This window comes from Kinneretia sp. DJ1R-11, assembly GCF_025717595.1.
Taxonomy (GTDB): domain Bacteria; phylum Pseudomonadota; class Gammaproteobacteria; order Burkholderiales; family Burkholderiaceae_C; genus Paucibacter_A.
This window is the reverse complement of sequence record NZ_JAJIRR010000016.1, coordinates 1-20,025: the sequence shown is the minus strand read 5'-3', so window position 1 is coordinate 20,025 and position 20,025 is coordinate 1. Positions and strand designations below refer to the sequence as shown.

At 64.5% G+C, this 20,025-nt stretch carries 9 protein-coding genes; 4 read left to right on the top strand and 5 right to left on the bottom strand.

The window, feature by feature from the left end; genetic code table 11:
* Positions 1-3: 3 nt before the first annotated feature.
* From meaB to scpA, 3 genes are read right to left on the bottom strand one after another with little or no spacing between them, the layout of a single operon-like run.
* Positions 4-1,044: a methylmalonyl Co-A mutase-associated GTPase MeaB gene (gene meaB / locus LNV23_RS20915; RefSeq protein WP_263564769.1), complete on the bottom strand. Its 1,041-nt coding sequence runs from the start codon at positions 1,042-1,044 to the stop codon at positions 4-6.
* Positions 1,041-1,580 (bottom strand): GNAT family N-acetyltransferase, encoded by a 540-nt coding sequence (locus LNV23_RS20910; protein WP_263564768.1) that lies wholly within the window; start codon positions 1,578-1,580, stop codon positions 1,041-1,043. Before LNV23_RS20910 ends, meaB begins: the two co-directional genes overlap by 4 nt.
* A 19-nt stretch (positions 1,581-1,599) precedes the next feature.
* On the bottom strand, positions 1,600-3,777 hold the full coding sequence (gene scpA / locus LNV23_RS20905) for a methylmalonyl-CoA mutase (protein ID WP_263564767.1): 2,178 nt from the start codon (positions 3,775-3,777) through the stop codon (positions 1,600-1,602).
* 95 nt (positions 3,778-3,872) lie between these two features.
* Between scpA and LNV23_RS20900 the strand changes: the two genes are divergently transcribed.
* Positions 3,873-4,577 carry a GntR family transcriptional regulator gene (locus tag LNV23_RS20900; RefSeq protein WP_263564766.1) on the top strand — a complete coding sequence of 235 codons (705 nt, stop codon included), beginning with the start codon at positions 3,873-3,875 and terminating at the stop codon, positions 4,575-4,577.
* 195 nt (positions 4,578-4,772) lie between these two features.
* Positions 4,773-5,735, top strand: coding sequence for a class I SAM-dependent methyltransferase (locus LNV23_RS20895; RefSeq protein ID WP_263564765.1), 963 nt, complete (start codon positions 4,773-4,775; stop codon positions 5,733-5,735).
* 529 nt (positions 5,736-6,264) lie between these two features.
* On the opposite strand, the gene LNV23_RS20890 is transcribed toward LNV23_RS20895, so the two are convergent.
* Together LNV23_RS20890 and LNV23_RS20885 are read right to left on the bottom strand one after the other, a co-directional pair.
* Positions 6,265-6,924 (bottom strand): acyltransferase, encoded by a 660-nt coding sequence (locus LNV23_RS20890; protein ID WP_263564764.1) that lies wholly within the window; start codon positions 6,922-6,924, stop codon positions 6,265-6,267.
* A gap of 15 nt (positions 6,925-6,939) precedes the next feature.
* Positions 6,940-7,896: a glycosyltransferase family 2 protein gene (locus tag LNV23_RS20885; protein ID WP_263564763.1), complete on the bottom strand. Its 957-nt coding sequence runs from the start codon at positions 7,894-7,896 to the stop codon at positions 6,940-6,942.
* 537 nt (positions 7,897-8,433) lie between these two features.
* Between LNV23_RS20885 and LNV23_RS20880 the strand changes: the two genes are divergently transcribed.
* Together LNV23_RS20880 and LNV23_RS20875 are read left to right on the top strand one after the other, a co-directional pair.
* Complete coding sequence (locus LNV23_RS20880; RefSeq protein ID WP_263564762.1) at positions 8,434-15,015, top strand: SPM autocatalytic domain-containing protein; 6,582 nt, start codon at positions 8,434-8,436, stop codon at positions 15,013-15,015.
* A 502-nt stretch (positions 15,016-15,517) separates the two neighbouring features.
* Positions 15,518-20,025 (top strand): beta strand repeat-containing protein (locus tag LNV23_RS20875; RefSeq protein ID WP_411910609.1); only part of this gene is annotated, 4,508 nt, incomplete at its 3' end.

The following is a 20,025-nucleotide window of genomic DNA, read 5'->3' as shown; positions in this document are numbered from 1 at the left end:
GGTTCATTTCTCGTCTCCGGAGAAGAAATTCAACAGTTGGCGTGCTGCGGTCGAAGGCGCCAGTCGGCCTTGCAGCACATCTTCGGTGATCTGAGGCAGTTGGGCACTCACGGCCGGCGAGCCGGCAAACTGCTGGCGCAAGCCGGCATGGATGCGCTCCCACATCCAACTCTGCGCCTGTTGCTGGCGTTTGGCCAGCCAGTGGCCATGGGTCTGCTGCAATTCGCGGTAAGCCGTCACCTGGGCCCAGAAGCGCTCCAGGCCTTCGCCCTGCTCGGGCTTGAGCGCGCTGAGCTGCATCACCTGCGGGTGCCAGGTCTTGCCTGCCGTGGCGTGGTCCGTGTGGCTGTGGCCATGGAAGCCGTAGATCCGCAGGCTGGAGCCGATCTGCGCCTGGGCGCGGGTGGCGGCCGCCCAATCGAGATCGGCCTTGTTGATGACGACCAGATCGGCCAGCTCCATCACGCCCTTCTTGATGGCCTGCAAATCATCGCCGGCATTGGGCAGCTGCAGCAGCACATACATGTCCGTCATGCCGGCCACGGCGGTTTCGCTCTGGCCCACACCGACGGTCTCGACGATGACCACATCGAAGCCAGCCGCTTCGCAGACCAGCATGGCCTCACGCGTTTTCTCGGCCACGCCGCCCAGGGTTCCGCTGCTGGGGCTGGGGCGGATGTAGGCGCGCTCGTCCATGGACAGGCGCTCCATGCGGGTCTTGTCGCCGAGGATGGAGCCGCCCGAGACGCTGCTGCTCGGGTCCACGGCCAACACAGCGACGCGGTGGCCGCGTGCGATCAGAAACAGGCCCAGGGCCTCGATGAAGGTGCTCTTGCCCACGCCGGGCACGCCCGAGATGCCGAGGCGAAAGCTCTTGCCTGTGTGCGGCAGCAGCTCGGTCAGCAAGGCATCGGCTTGGACGCGGTGATCGCGGCGCGTCGACTCCAGCAAGGTGATGGCCTTGGCCATGGCCCGGCGCTGCTGCGGGCCGTCGCCGGCCAGCAGGGCCGGCGCCAGGCTGGTGCTGGGCGACGCTGCGCTCATTCGCGCCCCGTCCTCTTACCCTGCACGCCCGACCACACCGGTGCAATACCGTCCGGCACCTGGGCCAGGCGGGCCTCCTCACCAACGACGGGCAGGCGCCAGAGGTAGTCGATGTCGAACTCGCTCTCCCCCACCGCTTTGAAGCCGTGGCGCAGATAGAAGCGGTTGGCATCGCTGAGCTTGAGGGCCGAGAGGCTGAGATCGCGCCCCGCACGCCGCGCCTGATCTTTGGCCCAGCTGAGCACCCAGGCCCCGATGCCCTGGCTTTGCGCCGCGGGCTGCAGATACAGCTGCTCCAGGCGCAGGACCGCCGGCTCCGTTGGCGGCGTGTGCAACATCAGAAATCCCACACGCTCGCTGCCGCGGCAAATATGGCGCATGGTCGCCGGGTCGAACAAGGTCTGGAATCGCTCACGGCTGCGCGCCAGGTCATAGCGGCCGAGACGCTCCAGACTCGGGCGCAAGGCCTCCATGCGCAGCTGGAACAGCGCGTCCAGATCTTCGGCCGCCACCGGCTGCAGCTGATAAGCACTCATGCGCGGCTCCGTGTGCCGGTCACGCCGCAGCGGCCGTCAGCGACTTGCGGATCTGCTCCAGCACATCCTTGGCACTGGCCGGGATCGGGGTGCCGGGGCCGTAGATGCCCTTGACGCCGGCCTCATAAAGCATGTCGTAGTCCTGCGCCGGAATCACGCCGCCGACGAAGACGATGATGTCGTCCGCACCTTGTTCCTTCAGAGCGGCGATGATGGCCGGCACCAGGGTCTTGTGACCGGCGGCCAGGGTCGAGATGCCGACCGCATGGACGTCGTTTTCAATCGCTTGGCGGGCGCATTCCTCGGGGGTCTGGAACAGCGGGCCGATGTCCACATCGAAGCCCAGGTCGGCATAGGCCGTGGCCACCACCTTGGCGCCACGGTCGTGGCCGTCCTGCCCCAGCTTGGCCACCATCACGCGCGGGCGGCGGCCGTTTTCATCGGCAAAAGCCTTGATCTCTTCCTGCAGCTTGGCCCAGCCCTCGGCAGAGTCATAAGCCGCGGCATAGACGCCTGTGACCTTTTGCGTGTCGGCGCGGTGACGGCCATAGACCGCCTCCAAGGCGTCGCTGATCTCGCCCACCGTGGCCCGCAGGCGCACGGCCCGGATGCTCAAGTCCAGCAGATTGCCCTGGCCCGACTTGGCGGCTTCGGTCAGCGCGTTCAGTGCCACCTGAACAGCGGCGTTGTCGCGGCTGGACTTGATGGCCTTGAGCCGCTCAATTTGGCCGTCACGCACACGGACATTGTCGACATCGAGGATCTCGATCTTGTCTTCCTTGGCCAGTTTGTATTTGTTGACGCCGACGATGACATCACGGCCAGAGTCGATGGCCGCCTGCTTTTCGGCCGCACTGGCCTCGATCTTGAGCTTGGCCCAGCCGCTGTCCACCGCCTTGACCATGCCGCCCATGGCCTCGACCTCTTCGATGATGGACCAAGCCTTGTCGGCCATGTCCTGGGTCAGAGACTCCATCATGTAGCTGCCGGCCCAGGGGTCGATCACGCTGGTGATGTGGGTCTCTTCCTGGATGATGAGCTGGGTGTTGCGGGCGATGCGCGATGAAAACTCGGTGGGCAGGGCAATCGCCTCGTCCAGCGAATTGGTGTGCAGGCTTTGCGTGCCGCCGAAGACGGCGGCCATGGCCTCGATGGTGGTGCGCACCACATTGTTGTAAGGGTCCTGCTCGGTCAGCGACCAGCCCGAGGTCTGGCTGTGCGTGCGCAGCATCAGGCTCTTCGGGTTCTTGGCCTCGAAGCCCTTCATGATCCGGCACCAGAGCAGGCGCGCGGCCCGCATCTTGGCAATCTCCAGATAGAAGTTCATACCCACCGCCCAGAAGAAGGACAGGCGCGGCGCGAAGTCATCGACATCCAGGCCCTTGGCCAGGGCGGTCTTCACATACTCCTTGCCGTCGGCCAGGGTGAAGGCCAGCTCCAGCGCCTGGTTGGCGCCGGCTTCTTGCATGTGGTAACCCGAGATCGAAATCGAGTTGAACTTGGGCATCTTCTGCGCCGTGTACTCGATGATGTCGCCGATGATCTTCATCGAGGGTTCGGGCGGGTAGATGTAGGTGTTGCGGACCATGAACTCCTTGAGGATGTCGTTCTGGATGGTGCCGCTCAACTTGTCCTGCGAAACGCCCTGCTCTTCCGCCGCCACCACATAGCCCGCCAGCACCGGCAGCACGGCGCCGTTCATGGTCATGGAGACGGACACCTTGTCGAGTGGGATCTCGTTGAAGAGGATCTTCATGTCCTCGACCGAGTCGATCGCCACGCCGGCCTTGCCGACATCGCCGGTCACGCGCGGATGGTCGCTGTCGTAGCCGCGGTGGGTGGCCAGGTCAAAGGCCACCGACACGCCCTGCCCGCCGGCCGCCAGGGCCTTGCGGTAGAAGGCGTTGCTTTCCTCGGCGGTGGAGAAGCCCGCGTACTGGCGGATGGTCCAGGGCCGCACCGCATACATGGTGGCCTGCGGGCCGCGCAGAAAGGGTTCGAAGCCGGGCAAGGTGTCGGCGTAAGGCAGGCCCGCCGTGTCGGCCGCGGTGTAGAGCGGCTTGACCGTCAGGCCCTCGGGCGTGTGCCAGTTCAGGGCCGAGACATCGCCCCCGGGGGCGGATTTGGCGGCGGCTTTTTCCCACTGCGCCAGCGTGGCTTGCGGGAATTCGAACGCTTGCTTCTTGGATTCAGACATCTCTTGGCTCCTGCGGACGCCCCATCATAGCGCGACCATCATTCATAATTATAAATTCAGAATTGACGCTACACTGACGGCGACGCACCCCCACCATGCCTGCCGAACCTCGCTCGATCAAGCCCAGCCCGGCACTCGGAACGGCCACTCCGGCGCTCCCGCTTGCCCACGCACTGGCCCACCGCGCTCTCTATCAAGAGGTGGCGGAACATCTGCGCCAACAAATCTTCAGTCGGCAGCTGGAACCCGGCGCCTGGATCGACGAACTCAAACTCTGCGGCGAGCTGGGCATCAGCCGTACACCCATGCGGGAAGCGCTCAAGGTGCTGGCGGTCGAAGGCCTGGTGACCATGAAGCTGCGCCGCGGCGCCTACGTCACCGAGATGAGCGAGCGCGATGTGCGCGAGGCCTACCAGCTGCTGGCCCTGCTGGAGAGCGACGCCGCCGCCCTCGTGGCCGCCCAGGGCAGCGACGCCGAGTTGGCCGAGCTGGAGGCCCTGCATGAGGACCTGGAACGCCAGGTGGACGAGCGCGACGCCTTTTTCGCCGCCAACGAGCGCTTTCATCTGCGCCTGCTGGAGATCGAAGCCAACCGCTGGCGCCAGCAGATCGTCACCGACCTGCGGCGCGTCATGAAACTGAACCGGCACCACTCGCTGTTCAAACAAGGCCGGCTGCAAGACTCCCTCAAAGAGCACCGCATGCTGATGAAAGCCCTGCGTGAGCGGCACGCCGACGAAGCCGCCCGACTGATGCGGGCCCACTTCGACAACGGGCTGGCCGCCGCGACGCAGGCCTGAGCCAAGCCGGCCAAAGCCCTGAATTGGGCCGCTAGCGCCCCGCTCCACTGCCTCTTCGCGCCCTGGCATGGCGTGCAAACTGCACGGCATTCGGGTCCTCGGAATGGTGACCGCTGATGCTCTTGCATGCCAGCGAGCCGTCCGATGGACCTCCCCTGGAACCAGCCGAACAGGCGAGCAAGGAGAGCCGCGATCATGGTCACACGCGAGGCACTGGAAAAGTCCGTCAAGGAATGGTGGTACTACACCGTGCAACTGGCCCCCGATCTGGTGGCCCAGGGCACTTACCCCGCCGACTTCCCCTATATGCCGCGCATGTTGATGCGCAACGCCCATCTGCAAGGCCAGGACTGCCTGGACCTGGGCAGCATGGAAGGCGTGATCCCGGTGCTGATGCATCGCAAGGGTGCCAAACGCATCATTGCCGCCGACGCCGTGCCGCACTGCGCCGAGAAGATGGACTTGCTGCAAAAAGTCTACGGCGCCAGCTGGGACTTCCGCGAAGTCGGCCTGATGTACGACTTGTCGCAAAAGCTGGCGGCCGATGGCACGTTTGACTATGTCAATCTCTCAGGCGTGCTGTACCACGTGTTCTCGCCCATGCACACCCTGGCCAGCGCCCGGCCGCTGGTCAAGAAGAACGGCCTCTTCATGCTGTCCACCAATGTGGTGAACGAGCAGTCGGACCTGATGCACTTCAACACCGCCGGCGAGCTGCAGACCGAGCCCAACACCTTCTGGTACCCGAGCATTCCACTGCTCGAGTACATGCTGCGTTACTTCAACTTCGCACCCATCGACTGTCTCTACAGCCGCCACCCCTCGAACAGCCCACTGCATGTGCCGGGCAAGGAGTGCGGTTTCATCTCCATCGTCTGCCGTGCCGTCGACCGGGGTGCAGCCGTCGCCGCCAGCGACCACTGGGCCAAACGCTCGATGCTGGGCTCCTGGGAATACACCGGCCTGTCGCCACAAAAGCACGACCCGGCCGAAGTGCCCTCCAGCATCGGCTACGACATTCCTGACGCATTGAAGGACATGATGGCGCGCAACGGCTCCATCGACCTGCACCTGGCCGTGAACGAACTCGGCCGCCGCGTCGAGCGGGCCAAGCGCGTGGAAGACACCTACTTGCTGCGCTTGGGCGACGAGTCCTGATGGGGGCGGCCCTCGCTTGAGGGCATTGCATTGAACTTCTAAGCTCAATGTCCTGAGCCGGCACATAGCAGGAGCTCCGGTTGGGCTGTTGCCAAGGGTCGCCGGGCAAGTGCTTCCGCTCATGTCTGGGCCAGCGGCCCAGCCCTTCGCCTGGCTCAAACAGTCCTCAGGACTGTTTGAGTCCGGGCTCAGTCCCCCGGTCCGCGCTGCGCGCGGCCCTCCTCCTTAACTTCGCTTCACCACTCACCCGACACCTCTTGTGAGTTCAACCGGTCAGCGTCTTCGTCGAAGGGGCAAGGCTGTGCTGGATTGGGACGGCTGGGTGCTCTGCGAAGTGAAGTTAAGGAGGAGGCGCCAGCCACAGGCTGGGGCCGGGGGACATGAACGGAGCAGAGCGCCCAGTCGGCCCGATCTCCGCCCAATCGAAAGGTTGCTCCGTGCCGCAAGCCTCCCCTGACAGCACAGCAGATGCTTCGCAAGCAGCGGCACTGCGCGAGTTGAGAGGCTCCGCGAGCCTCGTTCCTTGAACTCAGGCGCTTCCGTCCGGCCTCTCGTCCACCTGCCCCACCACCCGCGCCGGATTGCCCGCCACGATGGACAGCTCGGGCGCCTGGAAATGCGGAGACAGCACCGATCCGGCCGCGATCACGCAACCGCGACCGATGCGCACACCCTTGAGTATGGTCACACGGGAGCCGATGAAGACCTCGTCGCCAATGACGACTTCGGCCGGCTGCGGGTCGGGCTCGCGGCGGTGGTCCAGGCGCAGGTCGTGCAGATTGCTGTCCATGACCTGAAGCTCGGCGCCAACCAAGCAGTTGGCACCGAAACGGATGGCAGAGCCTTCCGAAATCAAGTTCAAGCGGTTGTTGAACACCGTGCCGGGGCCGACTTCAATCAGTGAGTCGGGCGTGCGAGCCTCGACGTAGCTGCAGGCATAGCTGCCCGGTGAACGCGGTACACCGAAAACCGTGCTGGTGGCCAGGCGAATCCGCCCTGCCCCCTTGAGCACTGTAGGAGTGAGGAAGTTGAGATTGCGCGAGCCGGCACCGCTGATCTCGATCCGGCCCTTGTCGGAGACATGAAAGAAGTAGTGCACCAGCAGCGCGCGCACCCAGGTCTCGAGCTCGAAGGGCGGGCTGCGTGAGATCAAACCACGCCAGCGTTCCAGACGGTTTTGCATGCTCATGTCGTTGGGCCGGGCTCAGAAGCCGTGGGTGTCGAGGAACTGGCGCCAGGCCAGCAGGAACTCGGCCTCGCTGCCGGGCTCACCGGCGGCCATGCGCGGCAGCAGCTGGGCGAAACCCTGCATATCGGCCTGTTCGGCATAGCCCTTGATCAGCGCATTGCCAATGCCACGGTAGCAAAGCCGGGCTTGCGCTTCGCTGAGCTTGCCCAGCCGCAGGCCACCAATCGCCAGGGCGACAAAGCCAAGATGCGCGCCCTTCATATGGGGGCCATTGAACTGGGCTGAGTGCCCCTCGCCACCGGCGCGGAAATAGCCCAGCCGGTCCTGGATATAGGCCACCGGCGCTTGCAGGCTGGCCGCCAGGAAGAAGCCCAGGTCCCACAGGCCGGCATACGACACCTCGCCAAACGCCGGCTGCGCCAGGAGCTCGGCGCAACGCGCACTCACGACACAGTTGGAAAACTCGCCCAGCCAGTTCTGGCACAGGGGCACGGTGCTGCTGAACAAGGCGTTCGGCCCGACCGAGAGCATGCGGTTGTTGGAGCTGAAGATGGCCTCGGGAATCGGCATGCCTTCGATGGGCTGACCGCGCTCGTTGGCGGTCCAGCGCGCGCTGATGCTGCACGACACCTCGGCCATGGCGTGCGCCGCCAGATGCTGGGTGTAGAAGTCAGGAAAGATCACATCGTCGTCGAGCAGGATGTGAAAGAGCTCGCCGCTGCCACCCCAGAGTTTGACCAGATGCTTGAAGTTCTCATACGCGCCGGCACGGGGCCCGCGGTGGATCTCCAACGGCAAGGCCGCCACCCACTGGGCATAACGCGGTGAACGCAGGGCCTCGCTGAACTCGCCGTTGGGGCTGTCGTCGGACACGATGATGCGGTCCGATTTGTGCGTCTGCGTGAGCAGGCCGGCCAGCAGCTCCTGCAGGTACTTGGTCTTGTAGGCCGGGATCAAGGTGGTGATGTGCATGGCTCAGGGCGCGCTCGGGCTCACCGCAGCTTGCGGTCTGCACATTACAACCGCACACCCCCACGCCATAGGACGCGAACAGGCGAGTAATGGCCCCGTTTATGGGGCCTTCGCGCAGGGCGTCCATCTCTAGCATCGGCAAACCTGGAAAAAACTTGAGAAAAAACTTTTCATGAACACCGCCGCCCTGTGTCAAACCGCCGCCCTGGCGAATTCGAGCGCTCAAGTCCTCTGGACCAGCGCCGAAATCGCTAGCACGCGGGCAGCCGAACGGTGCTTGGAAAAGACCTTGTTTGTCTGCTCTTTTGTGGAATTTGCCGCGCCGCGAACGGGAGCTGCTGAACGCAGCACTCGCCCGATGCGCCGCGTGCAAACGCCTGTGCAGGCCAGTCGTCATGCCCCTGGGCCGGGGTGGGCGCAGCCGAGTGCGAGCGCAATGACGAGCAGGAACTCCAGCCAGACCCAGGCCTTTCACGCCGCCGCCCGGAGCGCAATTCGCGGGCGCAGCGCCATGGCAACGCAGCCGGTGAGCCAACCATGACAACTCTGGTCACGCATCTGACGACGGCCCAGATCGCCGGTCTGGGGACGCGCACGCTCGCTCGCTTTTCAAGTGAAGATTGGGCGGCCTTCTCCAGCGAACAGATCCAGGCGCTGACCAGCCAGCAGTTCGCCTCGCTGAGCAGCTTTGCCATTCGTTCGCTCAGCAGCGAGCAGGTGCGTCACTTCCAGACCGAAGACCTGCGCGCACTGAGCAGCAGTGCCTTGCGCGCCCTGGGCACCGATCAGCTCGGGGTCTGGAGTTCGGACCAGTTCGCTGCCTTGGGCACGGCCCAAGTCAATGCACTGAGCAGCACACAGATTCAAGGCCTCGCGACCGAGGACTTGAATGCGCTCAGCTCCAACCAATTCAAGGCCATCAATTCCGCCCAGGTCGCTGCCCTGCTGACCGAGCAGCTGCGCGCCCTGAGCACCGAAGACTTCGCCGCCATCGGCACCGCTGGCCTCCGGGGCCTGAACTCCACCCAGCTGGCCGCACTCAGCAGCGATCAAGTCGTCGCACTGACCACGGCCCAGGCCGCCTCGCTGAACAGCGCCCAAGTGGCCGGCTTCTCGACCGAGCAGATCAGCAAGCTGGCCACCGACGACCTCAAAGCTCTGAACACCGGCGCCTTGCGTGCGCTGAGCAGCGAACAGCTCGCAGCCCTGGGCTCGGACCAGTTCGGCGCGCTCACCACCGCGCAGGTCAATGCCCTGAGCACGACCCAGCTGCGCAGCCTCGGCACGGAAGACTTCAATGCCCTGACGACCACCCAGTTCCGCGCCATCAGCTCGGCGCAAGTGGCTGCCCTGGGCACCGACCAGCTGCGCAGCCTCAACACCGAAGACTTCGCCGCCATCGGCACGGTCGGCTTCAAGGGTCTGAGCTCAATCCAGCTGGCCGTGCTGAGCAGCGACCAGATCGTCGCGCTGACCACGGCTCAGGCCGCCTCGCTGAACAGCGCTCAGGTGGCCGGCCTCACGACCGAACAAATCAGCAAGCTGGCCAGCGATGACCTGCGTGCCATCAGCAGCAGCGCCCTGCGCGCATTCAGCAGCGATCAGCTGGCGGCACTCGGCTCCGACCAAATCACGGCACTGAGCACGGCACAGGTCAATGGCCTGAGCAGCAGCCAATTCCAAAGCCTGCGCAGCGAAGACCTGGGCGCCCTGAGCACGGCCCAGTTCCGCGCGCTCAGCTCGGCCCAGGTGGCGGCCTTGAGCAGCGAGCAGCTGGCCAGCCTGGCCACCGACGATTTCGCAGCCATCGGCACCGGCGGCCTGCGTGGTCTGAGTTCGACCCAGCTGGGCTGGTTGTCCAGCGATCAGATCAAGGCCTTGAGCACGGCGCAAGCTGCCTCGCTGACCAGCGCCCAGGTGGCCGGCCTCAGCAGCGATCAAATTGCCAAGATGGCCAGCGAGGATGTGGCCGCACTCAGCAGCGCCGCCCTGCGCGCCCTGCGCAGCGAACAGCTGGGCGCCCTGGGATCGGAGCAGATCGCGGCCCTGGGCACGGCCCAGGTCAACGCCTTGACGAGCGAGCAAATCAGGACCTGGAGCAGCGAAGACCTGAACGCCTTGACCACGGCCCAGTTTCGCGCGCTGAGCTCAGCCCAGGCTGCGGCCTTCACCACAGAACAAGTCCATGGCCTGCGCAGCGAAGACTTTGCGGCCATCAGCAGTGCCGGCCTGAAAGGCTTCAGCTCGGTGCAGATTGCCGCGCTGAGCACGGAGCAGATCGTCGCCCTGAGCACGGCCCAAGCCGCCGCCTTGAACAGCGTACAGACGCAAGGCTTGAGCACCGAGCAGCTGGCCAAGATCCAGACCGATGATCTCCGCGCCCTGAGCAGCGCGGTCATCAAATCACTGAGCAGTGAACAACTGCAAGCCTTGGGCTCGGACCAGGTGGCCAGCCTCAGCACGGCACAGATCGCCGCGCTGGGCAGCGCACCCATCAATCAACTGGCCAGCTTCAGCAGCGACGAGATCCGGGCGCTCAGCAGCGCCCAGGTGGCCGCCTTCACCAGTGCCCAGGTGCGTGGCTTGAGCACCGAGCAGATCGCCGCCCTGGCCACCGAGGACCTGCGGGCCCTGAAGACAGCAGCCCTGCGCGCCCTCGGCACCGACCAGCTGGCCGCCCTGAGCACCGAGCAGCTGGCCGCCTTGACCACGACTCAGGTCAACGCACTGACCAGCACACAAGTGCAGTCGCTGGCCAGCGATGACCTCAACGCCTTCACATCCAGCCAGTTCAAGGCCATCAATTCCGCCCAGGTCGCCGCTCTGTTGACCGAACAGCTGCGCGCCCTGAGCACCGAGGACTTCGCCGCCATCGGTACGGCCGGCTTGCGCGGCCTGAGCTCGATCCAGCTGGCGGCGCTCGGCAGCGATCAGATCATTGCTTTGACGACAGCTCAGGCCGCTTCGCTGACCTCCGCCCAAATGCCGGGCCTGAGCACCGAGCAGCTCAGCAAGCTGGCCACGGACGACCTGATGGCCCTGAACTCGGCCGCCCTGAGAGCGCTCTCCAGCGACCAGTTGGCAGTGCTCAGCAGCGAGCAATGGCGCAATTTGGGGACGGCCCAGATCAATGCCCTGCGCACGGACCAGATCCGCAGCTTGGCCAGCGATGACCTCAATGCGCTGAGCAGCGAACAACTGCGCCAGATCAGCTCCAGCCTGATCGCAGCGCTGACGACCGAGCAGCTGCGCACCTTGGGCACGGAAGACTTTGCCGCCATCGGCACGGGCGGCCTGCGCGGCCTGAGCTCGACCCAGCTGGCCGTGCTGAGCAGTGACCAGATCATCGCCCTGAGCACCGCACAGGCCAGCACCCTGAGCAGCGCCCAGGTGGCAGGATTCAGCACCGATCAGATGGCCAAGCTGGCCAGCGATGACCTGCGCGCCTTGAACAGCGCCGCCCTGCGTGCCCTGAGCACCGATCAGCTCGCGGCCTTGGGCTCGGATCAGATCGCAGCCTTGAGCACCGCTCAGGTCAATGCCCTGACCAGCACCCAGGTTCAGGGCTTGCGCAGCGAGGACCTGAACGCCCTGACTTCGCAGCAGTTCGCGGCCATCAACTCGGCCCAGATGGCTGCGCTGAGCAGCGATCAATTGCGCAGCCTGAGCAGCGAGGACTTTGCGGCCATCGGCACCGCCGGCCTGCGCGGCCTGAGCTCGACGCAGATTGGCGCCCTGAGCAGCGATCAGATCATCGCCTTGAGCACCGCCCAGGCGGCCTCGCTGAGCAGCGTGCAAGTCTTGGGCCTGAGCACGGAGCAGATCTCCCGCCTGCAGACCGATGACCTGCGCGCACTCAGCACGGGCACGATCCGCGTGCTCAGCAGCGATCAGTTTGCGGCGCTGAACAGCGATCAGATCAGCGCGCTCACCACCGCCCAGGTGGCGGCCCTGGTGACCTCACCGCACAACCAGCTCGGCAGCCTCAGCACGGACGAAATCCGCGCCCTGACCACGGCCCAGGCCGCCACCCTGACCAGCAGCCAGATGAAGGGCTTCAGCAGCGACCAGATCGCGGCCTTCGCCACCGACGATCTGCGCGCGCTGAGCAGCAATGCGCTGCGCAATCTGGGCACGGACCAGATCGCCGCGCTCCGCTCGGAGCAGCTGGCGGCCCTGAGCACGAACCAGATCAATGCCCTGACCAGCACGCAAATCCGCGGACTGAACAGCGAGGACCTCAATGCTCTGAGCAGCGAGCAGTTTGCCGCCATCGCCTCCAGCCAAATCGCGGCACTGGGCACCGAGCAGCTGCGCAGCCTGAACAGCGAGGACCTGGCCGCCATTGGCACAGGCGGTCTGCGCGGCTTGAGCTCCAGCCAGCTGGGCGCCCTGGGCACCGAACAGATCCTGGCCCTGAGCACGGACCAGATCGCCTCGCTGGGCAGCGCACAGACACCCGGATTCAGCACCGAGCAGATCAGCAAACTGGGCAGCGACGACCTGCAGTCCCTGTCCAGCGCCGGCCTGCGCGCGCTCAGCACGGAGCAGATCGCGGCCTTGTCGTCCGATCAGCTGGCCCAGCTCGGCACCGCACAGATCAACGCCTTGACCAGCACCCAGTTCATGGGCCTGACCAGCGAAGACTTGCGCGCGCTGACGACCACACAGTACCAGGCCCTGGCCTCCAGCCAAGTCGCCACGCTGAGCAGCGATCAGCTCAAACTGCTCGCCACCGACGACTTCGCAGCCATCGGCACCGCCGGTCTGCGCGGCCTGAGTTCGCTGCAGATCAGCCAGCTGGGCAGCGAACAGATCAAGGCCCTCAGCACCACGCAGAGCGCATCCCTGAACAGCGGCCAGGTCGTGGGCCTGAGCACCGAACAACTGGCTTTCCTGCAAACCGAGGACCTGCGCGCCCTCAACAGCAGCGCCCTGCGCGCATTGAGCAGCAGCCAGTTGGCGGCACTGGGCTCGGACCAGATTCAGGCGCTCAGCAGCAACCAGGTCAGTTCACTGACCACGGCCCAGATCCAGGGCCTGGGCAGCGATGACCTCAATGCCTTGAGCAGCAGCCAGTTCAATGCCCTGGGCTCGGCCCAGATCGCCGCGCTGAGCACCGAGCAGATCCGCACGCTGACGACGGAAGACTTTGCAGCCATCAGCACAGCCGCCTGGCGCGGCCTGAGTTCGACCCAGATCCGCTCTTTGGGCAGCGACCAGATCATTGCCATGAGCAGCGACCAGTCGGCGGCCATGACCTCGGCCCAGGTTCAGGGCATAGGCACCGACCAGCTCGCACGCTTGCAGACCGAAGACCTGCGCCAGCTCTCGACCGCTGCCGTCCAGGCGCTCAGCACCGAACAGTTCCGGGCCTTGACCTCGGAGCAATTGAAGGTGCTGACCAACAGCCAGTTTGCCGCCATGACTTCGGCCCAGGTGGCCACCATCAGCACCGACGAACTCAACGCCTTCAGCACCGAGCAGATCCGCGGCTTCACCTCCGTGCAGCTGCAGGGCTTCAGCACCGAGATGGTGGCCCATCTGAGCACCGAGAACGTGGCAGCTCTGAGCATCTTCGCCCTGCGCGGCTTCAACAGCCAGCAGCTCAATGCCTTGGACACCGAACATGTGGGCGCATTGAGCCGTGTGCAGGTCAGTTCGCTGACGACCAGCCAGATTCAGAGCTGGGCCACCGACGACGTCAAGGCCCTGGACAGCGATCAAATCAGCGGCCTGAGTTCCAGCCAGGTGGCGGCCTTTGGCACCCAGCAGCTGGTGACCTTTGCCAGCGACGAGATCGCGGCGCTGGGCAGCAGTGCGGTGCGCGGCCTGGCATCGGAGGACCTTGCGGCCTTCAGCTCCGAGCAGATCGCAGCCTTGAGCAGTGCGCAGTTCGCCGTGCTGAGTTCGGTTCAGATGCAGGGCATAGAAGCAGCCGATATCGCGGCCATTCAGAGCGAAGACATTCGCGCGCTGAGCAGCCAGGCCCTGATGGGCTGGAGCACCGACCAGTTCGCAGCGCTGAGCAGTGAACAGATCTCGGTGCTCAGCACCGCCATTGTTCGGGCCATGACGACCGATCAGTTGGCGACCTTGGGCAGCGAGGACATCGAGGCTCTGGGTACTCAGCAGATCGCGGCCCTGAGCTCCAACCAGCTTGGCAGCTTGTCGACCGAGCAGCTCGATCATTTCCATAGCGATGACATCAAGGCCTTCACCACGGCTCAGATGGCCGGGCTGACCACCGAGCAGATCCACAGCTTCACCACCGACCAGGTGATCGGCTTTGACCCGGAGGACCTTGCGCAGCTGAATATGGGGCAGATCCTGTCCTTCTCCGATGCGGCACTGGCCAGCTTTTCGGCCGAGCAGCTTGACGCTTTGCAGTCCGCCACCCCTATCGTGTTGGATCTGAACGGCGACGGCGTACACACCGTGGCTGCGGCCGACGGCGTTCATTTCGACCTCTTTGGCACCGGCAAGAGCGCGCAATGGGCGTGGGCGGCGCCTCAGGACGGCTTGCTGGTCATGGACCGCAATGGCGACGGCCAGATCAACAACGGCCGCGAGTTGTTCGGTTCCGGCACCCTGCTGGCCGACGGCAGCCGTGCCGCCAACGGCTTCACTGCCATGCGCGAGCTGGACTTGAATTTTGACCAGCGCCTGGACAAGCAGGACGCCGCCTTCAAGGACCTGCGCATCTGGATCGACGGCAACAGCGACGGGCGCAGCGACGCCGGCGAACTCAAAACCCTGGATGAACTGGGCATCACGGCCTTGAATCTGCAGTCACAGAACGGCACGGTCGTGGACCAGGGCAATTTGCTCGGCCTGGTGTCCAGCTATGAAAGCAGCGATGGCCGCAGCCACGATATGGCCGATGTCTGGTTTGCCAAGGCCAGCGATACGGCCAGCGCTGCCGCCTCCAGCGGCGCACTCCCCCAGTTGGCCGACTTGCTGAGCAGCCCGAGCGATCGCCTCTTGGGCGACAGCAGCGCCAGTGAGCCACAGCTGCCCGCAGGGGCCCACACGAAATCAGGTGGCCTGAGCCTGCATTTGCAGGCTTTGAAGCGCGAACTCGACGACGACGATATGGCCTTGACGGGCCTGATTTGAGGTGAACCCCATGACCGACGCTTTCACCCCTTACACCGCCATCCCCCGGCCGCGCCGGCGATTGGGCCTGAGCGAAGAAGTGGCAGGACACGAGCGCCCGCCAACTAGTAACGCTTTGTACGCGAAGCCACTCCATCCCCCCCAGATGCGGGAGGTACAAGCATGAAGCTGCTGCCAGTTTGTAAGACCGGCGGGCGGAATCGCCCTGTGCGAGACCGCCTTGCCTTCTCAAGTTTGTCCTCATGGCGTCGAAATCCAACAGAAGCCGGAAGGGATTCGGAGCGATCCAAGAGCTTCGATAGCCACCCTTCCCACCGAGTCAGAAAAGTCCTGTGTTCTCGCAACTTGGAAGCGCGATCACTTCAGCCCGCCAGCGCTTCGCAGTCCCTGCGGGGCAGGCACCCCGCCAGTTAGAACGGTCGCCGTTCGAGAGATGCGAAATACAAAGCAGCAGTGAACTCTCAAGGTTCGCTGCTCCTGGAACAAACCAAGTGAGCTCACCATGACGACACTCATCCCCGGCTACTCGACAGAACAGATCTCTGGCCTGTCTACCCGCACTCTGTCGCGCTTCACGTCCGAGGACTGGGCGGCCTTCAGCAGCGACCAGATCATGGCGCTGACGACCAAGCAGTTCGCCTCGCTTGGTACTTTCGCCATGAGCTCGCTGAGCAGCGATCAGGTGGTCTTCATCCAGACCGAGGACCTGCGCGCCTTGAGCAGCGCGGCGATTCGCGCGCTGGACGATGCCAAGCTGGGCAACCTGACTTCCGACCAGCTGGGATCGCTGACCACGGCACAGGTCAACTTCCTGACCAGCTCGCAGATCCGCAATCTGAGCACCGAAGACCTGAACGCCTTCACAACGGCGCAGTTCAAGGCCATCAGCTCGGCCCAGATGAATGCGCTGTCGACCGATCAGGTCAAAGCCCTGAACAGTGAAGACTTCGCAGCCATCGGTACGGCCGGCCTGCGAGGCTTGGCTTCGAGCCAGCTCGGCGTATTGACGACCGAGCAAATCGTCGCCCTGACCACGGCGCAGACCGCCTCACTGACCACCGCACAGGTGACCGGGCTGAGCAGCGACCAGATCGCCGTCCTGGCCACCGACGACCTGCGGGCGCTCAACACGGGCGCCTTGCGCGCTTTGAACTCGGAACAATTGGGTGCACTGACGTCGGATCAGATCGCCACCCTGACCACGGCCCAGGTCAATGCACTGACCAGCAGCCAGATTCAGACTCTCAGCACCGAGGACTTGAACGCTCTGAGCTCGGACCAGTTCAAGGCCATCAGCTCGGGCCAGGTTGCGGCCATGACCACGGATCAGGTCAAAGCCCTGACCACCGATGACTTCGCTTCCATCGGCACCGGAGGTTTGCGTGGCCTGAACTCCGTCCAGGTCGGCGTCCTGACCACCGAACAGATCGTGGCCTTGACCACGGCCCAGGCCGCATCGCTGAACAGCAGCCAAGTGACCGGCCTGACGAGTGAACAAATCGCCAATATGGCCACCGATGACCTCAAGGTCATCAACTCGGGCGCCCTGCGCGCGCTGAGTTCCGAGCAGCTCGGAGCGCTGAGCTCGGATCAGATCGCCACCCTGACGACAGCGCAGGTCAATGCCTTGACCAGCACGCAGATTCAGAACCTCAGCACCGAAGATCTCAACGCCCTGACCAGCACCCAGTTCAAGGCCATCAGCTCGGCCCAAGTGGGGGCCATGACGACCGACCAGATCAAGGCCCTGAGCACAGAAGACCTGTCGTCCATCGGCACGGCGGGCATGCGCGGCATGAACTCCAGCCAGGTCGCGGTCCTGACCACGGAACAGGTGGTCGCGCTGACGACCGCGCAGGCCGCCTCGCTCAACAGTGCGCAAGTCGCCGGTTTGACCAGCGAGCAGATGGCCATCCTCGCCACCGATGACCTCAAGGCCATCAATACAGGCGCGCTGCGCGCCCTGAACTCCGAGCAACTCGGAGCGCTGACCTCGGATCAGATGGCCAGCCTGAGCACGGCGCAAGTCAATGCCCTGACCAGCACCCAGATCCAGAACCTCAGCACCGAGGACCTCAATGCCCTGACCTCGGACCAATTCAAGGCCATCAGCTCGGGCCAAGTCGCGGCCTTCACGACCGACCAGGTCAAAGCCCTGGGTACCGACGACTTCGCCGCCATCGGCACCGGTGGCCTGCGTGGCCTGACCTCCACCCAAGTGGGTGTCCTGACCACCGAGCAGGTGGTTGCACTCACCACCGCTCAGACGGCTTCGCTGAACAGTGCGCAAGTGGCCGGTTTGAGCAGCGAGCAGATCGCCAATCTGGCCACGGATGACTTGAAGGTGATGAACACCGGGGCCTTGCGCGCCCTGAATTCGGAACAGCTGGGGGCTCTGAGTTCTGACCAGATCGCCAGCCTGACGACCGCACAAGTCAATGCGCTGACCAGCACTCAGATTCAAAACCTGAGCACCGAGGACCTCAACGCGCTGACCAGCACCCAGTTCCGGGCCATGAGTTCGGCCCAGGTCGCGGCATTGACCACAGACCAAGTCAAGGCACTGACCACCGAGGACTTTGCAGCGATCGGCACGGGTGGCTTGCGTGGCCTCAGTTCGGTTCAAATCGGTGCGCTGACGACCGAGCAGATCGTCGCCCTGACCACCGCCCAAACCGCCTCGCTGAACAGTTCGCAGGTGGCTGGACTCAGCAGCGATCAGATCGCCATCTTGGCTACCGATGACCTGAAGGCCATCAACACCGGGGCCCTCCGCGCCTTGAACTCGGAGCAGCTCGGTTCCCTGACCTCCGATCAGATCGCGGCACTGACCACGGCTCAGGTCAACGCCCTGACCAGCACCCAGATTCAGAATCTCAGCACCGAAGACCTGAACGCGCTGACCTCGGATCAGTTCAAGGCCATCAGCTCGACCCAAGTCGCAGCGATGACCACCGACCAGATCAAGGCCCTGACCACGGATGATTTCTCCTCCATCGGCACCGGTGGCCTGCGTGGCCTGAGCTCGACCCAGCTGGGCGTGCTCACCACGGAGCAAGTGGTCGCATTGACCACCGCCCAAGCGGCGGCCCTGAACAGCAGCCAGGTCGGTGGCTTGACGAGCGACCAAGCTCCGATTCTGGCCACTGACGATCTCAAATCACTCAATACCGCGGCCTTGCGCGCAATGAGCTCCGAGCAACTCGGTGCCTTGACCTCGGATCAGTTCGCCTCACTGACCACCGCCCAAGTCAATGCGCTGACCAGCAGCCAAATTCAGACCCTCAGCACCGAGGATTTGAATGCCTTGACCAGCACCCAGTTCCGGGCCATCAGCTCCGGCCAGGTCGGCGCCTTCACGACCGATCAAGTCAAGGCACTGACCACCGAGGACTTCTCGGCCATCGGCACGGGCGGCTTGCGTGGCCTGAGCTCGACCCAGGTCGGCGTGCTGACCACGGAGCAAGTCGTCGCACTGACCACGGCACAGGCCGCTTCCTTGAACAGCGCCCAAGTCGCGGGGCTGACCAGCGAGCAAATTGCCAATCTGGCCACCGATGACCTCCGGGCCATCAACACGGGCGCACTGCGTGCGCTCAACTCCGAGCAACTCGGTGCCTTGACCTCGGACCAGATTGCCTCGCTGACCACCGCTCAGGTCAATGCCCTGACCAGCGCTCAAATCCAGAGCTGGAGCACCGAGGACCTGAACGCCCTGACTTCGGAGCAATTCAAGGCCATCAGCTCGGGACAGGTGGCAGCCCTGACCACCGACCAAGTCAAGGCGCTGACCACAGACGACTTCTCCTCCATCGGCACGGGTGGCTTGCGCGGCCTGAGCTCGACTCAGGTGGGGGTGCTGACGACCGAGCAGGTTGTCGCCATGACCACGGCACAAGCCGCCTCGCTGAACAGCGCCCAGGTGGCCGGACTGACCAGTGAGCAGGTCGCCATCCTCGCGACCGATGACCTCAAGGCCATCAACACCGCGGCGCTGCGAGCCTTCAATTCCGAGCAATTGGGCGCACTGACTTCGGATCAGATCGCCTCATTGAGCACCGCCCAGGTCAATGCCCTGACCAGCACCCAGATCCAAAACTGGAGCACGGAGGACCTCAACGCCCTGACCAGCACGCAGTTCAAGGCCATCAGCTCGGGCCAGGTCGGCGCCTTCACGACCGACCAGGTCAAGGCCCTGAGCACCGAAGACTTTGCCGCCATTGGCACGGGTGGGCTGCGCGGTTTGAATTCCGCCCAGGTCGGCGTGCTGACCACTGAACAAGTGGTGGCCTTGACCACCGCCCAGACAGCCTCACTGAACAGCGCTCAGGTCACCGGCCTGAGCACCGAGCAGATGGCCGTCCTGGCCACCGATGACCTCAAGGCCATCAACACCGGTGCCTTGCGTGCCCTGAACTCCGAACAGCTCGGCGCCCTGACCTCCGACCAGCTCGCCGAGTTGACCACGGCCCAGGTCAATGCCTTGACCAGCGCGCAGATCCAAAGCCTCAGCACCGAGGATCTCAATGCCCTGACCAGCACCCAATTCCGGGCCATCAGCTCCGGCCAGGTCGGCGCCTTCACGACCGACCAGGTCAAGGCCCTGACCACGGAAGACTTCTCTGCCATCGGCACGGCCGGTCTGCGTGGTCTGAGCTCGACCCAGGTCGGCGTGCTGACCACAGAGCAAATCGTCGCCTTGACCACGGCACAAGCCGCTTCCTTGAACAGCGCCCAGGTGGCGGGCCTGACCAGTGAGCAAGTCGCCAATCTGGCCACAGACGACCTCCGAGCCATCAACACCGGCGCACTGCGTGCGCTGAACTCCGAGCAACTGGGGGCCCTGACCTCCGACCAGATCGCATCGCTGACGACCGCTCAGGTCAATGCCCTCACCAGCGCCCAGATCCAGAACTGGAGCACCGAAGACCTCAACGCCCTGACGTCGGACCAGTTCAAGGCCATCAGCTCTGGCCAAGTCGCCGCCTTCACGACCGACCAGGTCAAGGC

Excerpts from the sequence above, each read along its gene's own strand:
- meaB (WP_263564769.1), bottom strand. The coding sequence starts at position 1,044 with ATGAGCGCAGCGTCGCCCAGCACCAGCCTGGCGCCGGCCCTGCTGGCC.
- LNV23_RS20910 (WP_263564768.1), bottom strand. The coding sequence starts at position 1,580 with ATGAGTGCTTATCAGCTGCAGCCGGTGGCGGCCGAAGATCTGGACGCG.
- scpA (WP_263564767.1), bottom strand. The coding sequence starts at position 3,777 with ATGTCTGAATCCAAGAAGCAAGCGTTCGAATTCCCGCAAGCCACGCTG.
- LNV23_RS20900 (WP_263564766.1), top strand. The coding sequence starts at position 3,873 with ATGCCTGCCGAACCTCGCTCGATCAAGCCCAGCCCGGCACTCGGAACG.
- LNV23_RS20895 (WP_263564765.1), top strand. The coding sequence starts at position 4,773 with ATGGTCACACGCGAGGCACTGGAAAAGTCCGTCAAGGAATGGTGGTAC.
- LNV23_RS20890 (WP_263564764.1), bottom strand. The coding sequence starts at position 6,924 with ATGAGCATGCAAAACCGTCTGGAACGCTGGCGTGGTTTGATCTCACGC.
- LNV23_RS20885 (WP_263564763.1), bottom strand. The coding sequence starts at position 7,896 with ATGCACATCACCACCTTGATCCCGGCCTACAAGACCAAGTACCTGCAG.
- LNV23_RS20880 (WP_263564762.1), top strand. The coding sequence starts at position 8,434 with ATGACAACTCTGGTCACGCATCTGACGACGGCCCAGATCGCCGGTCTG.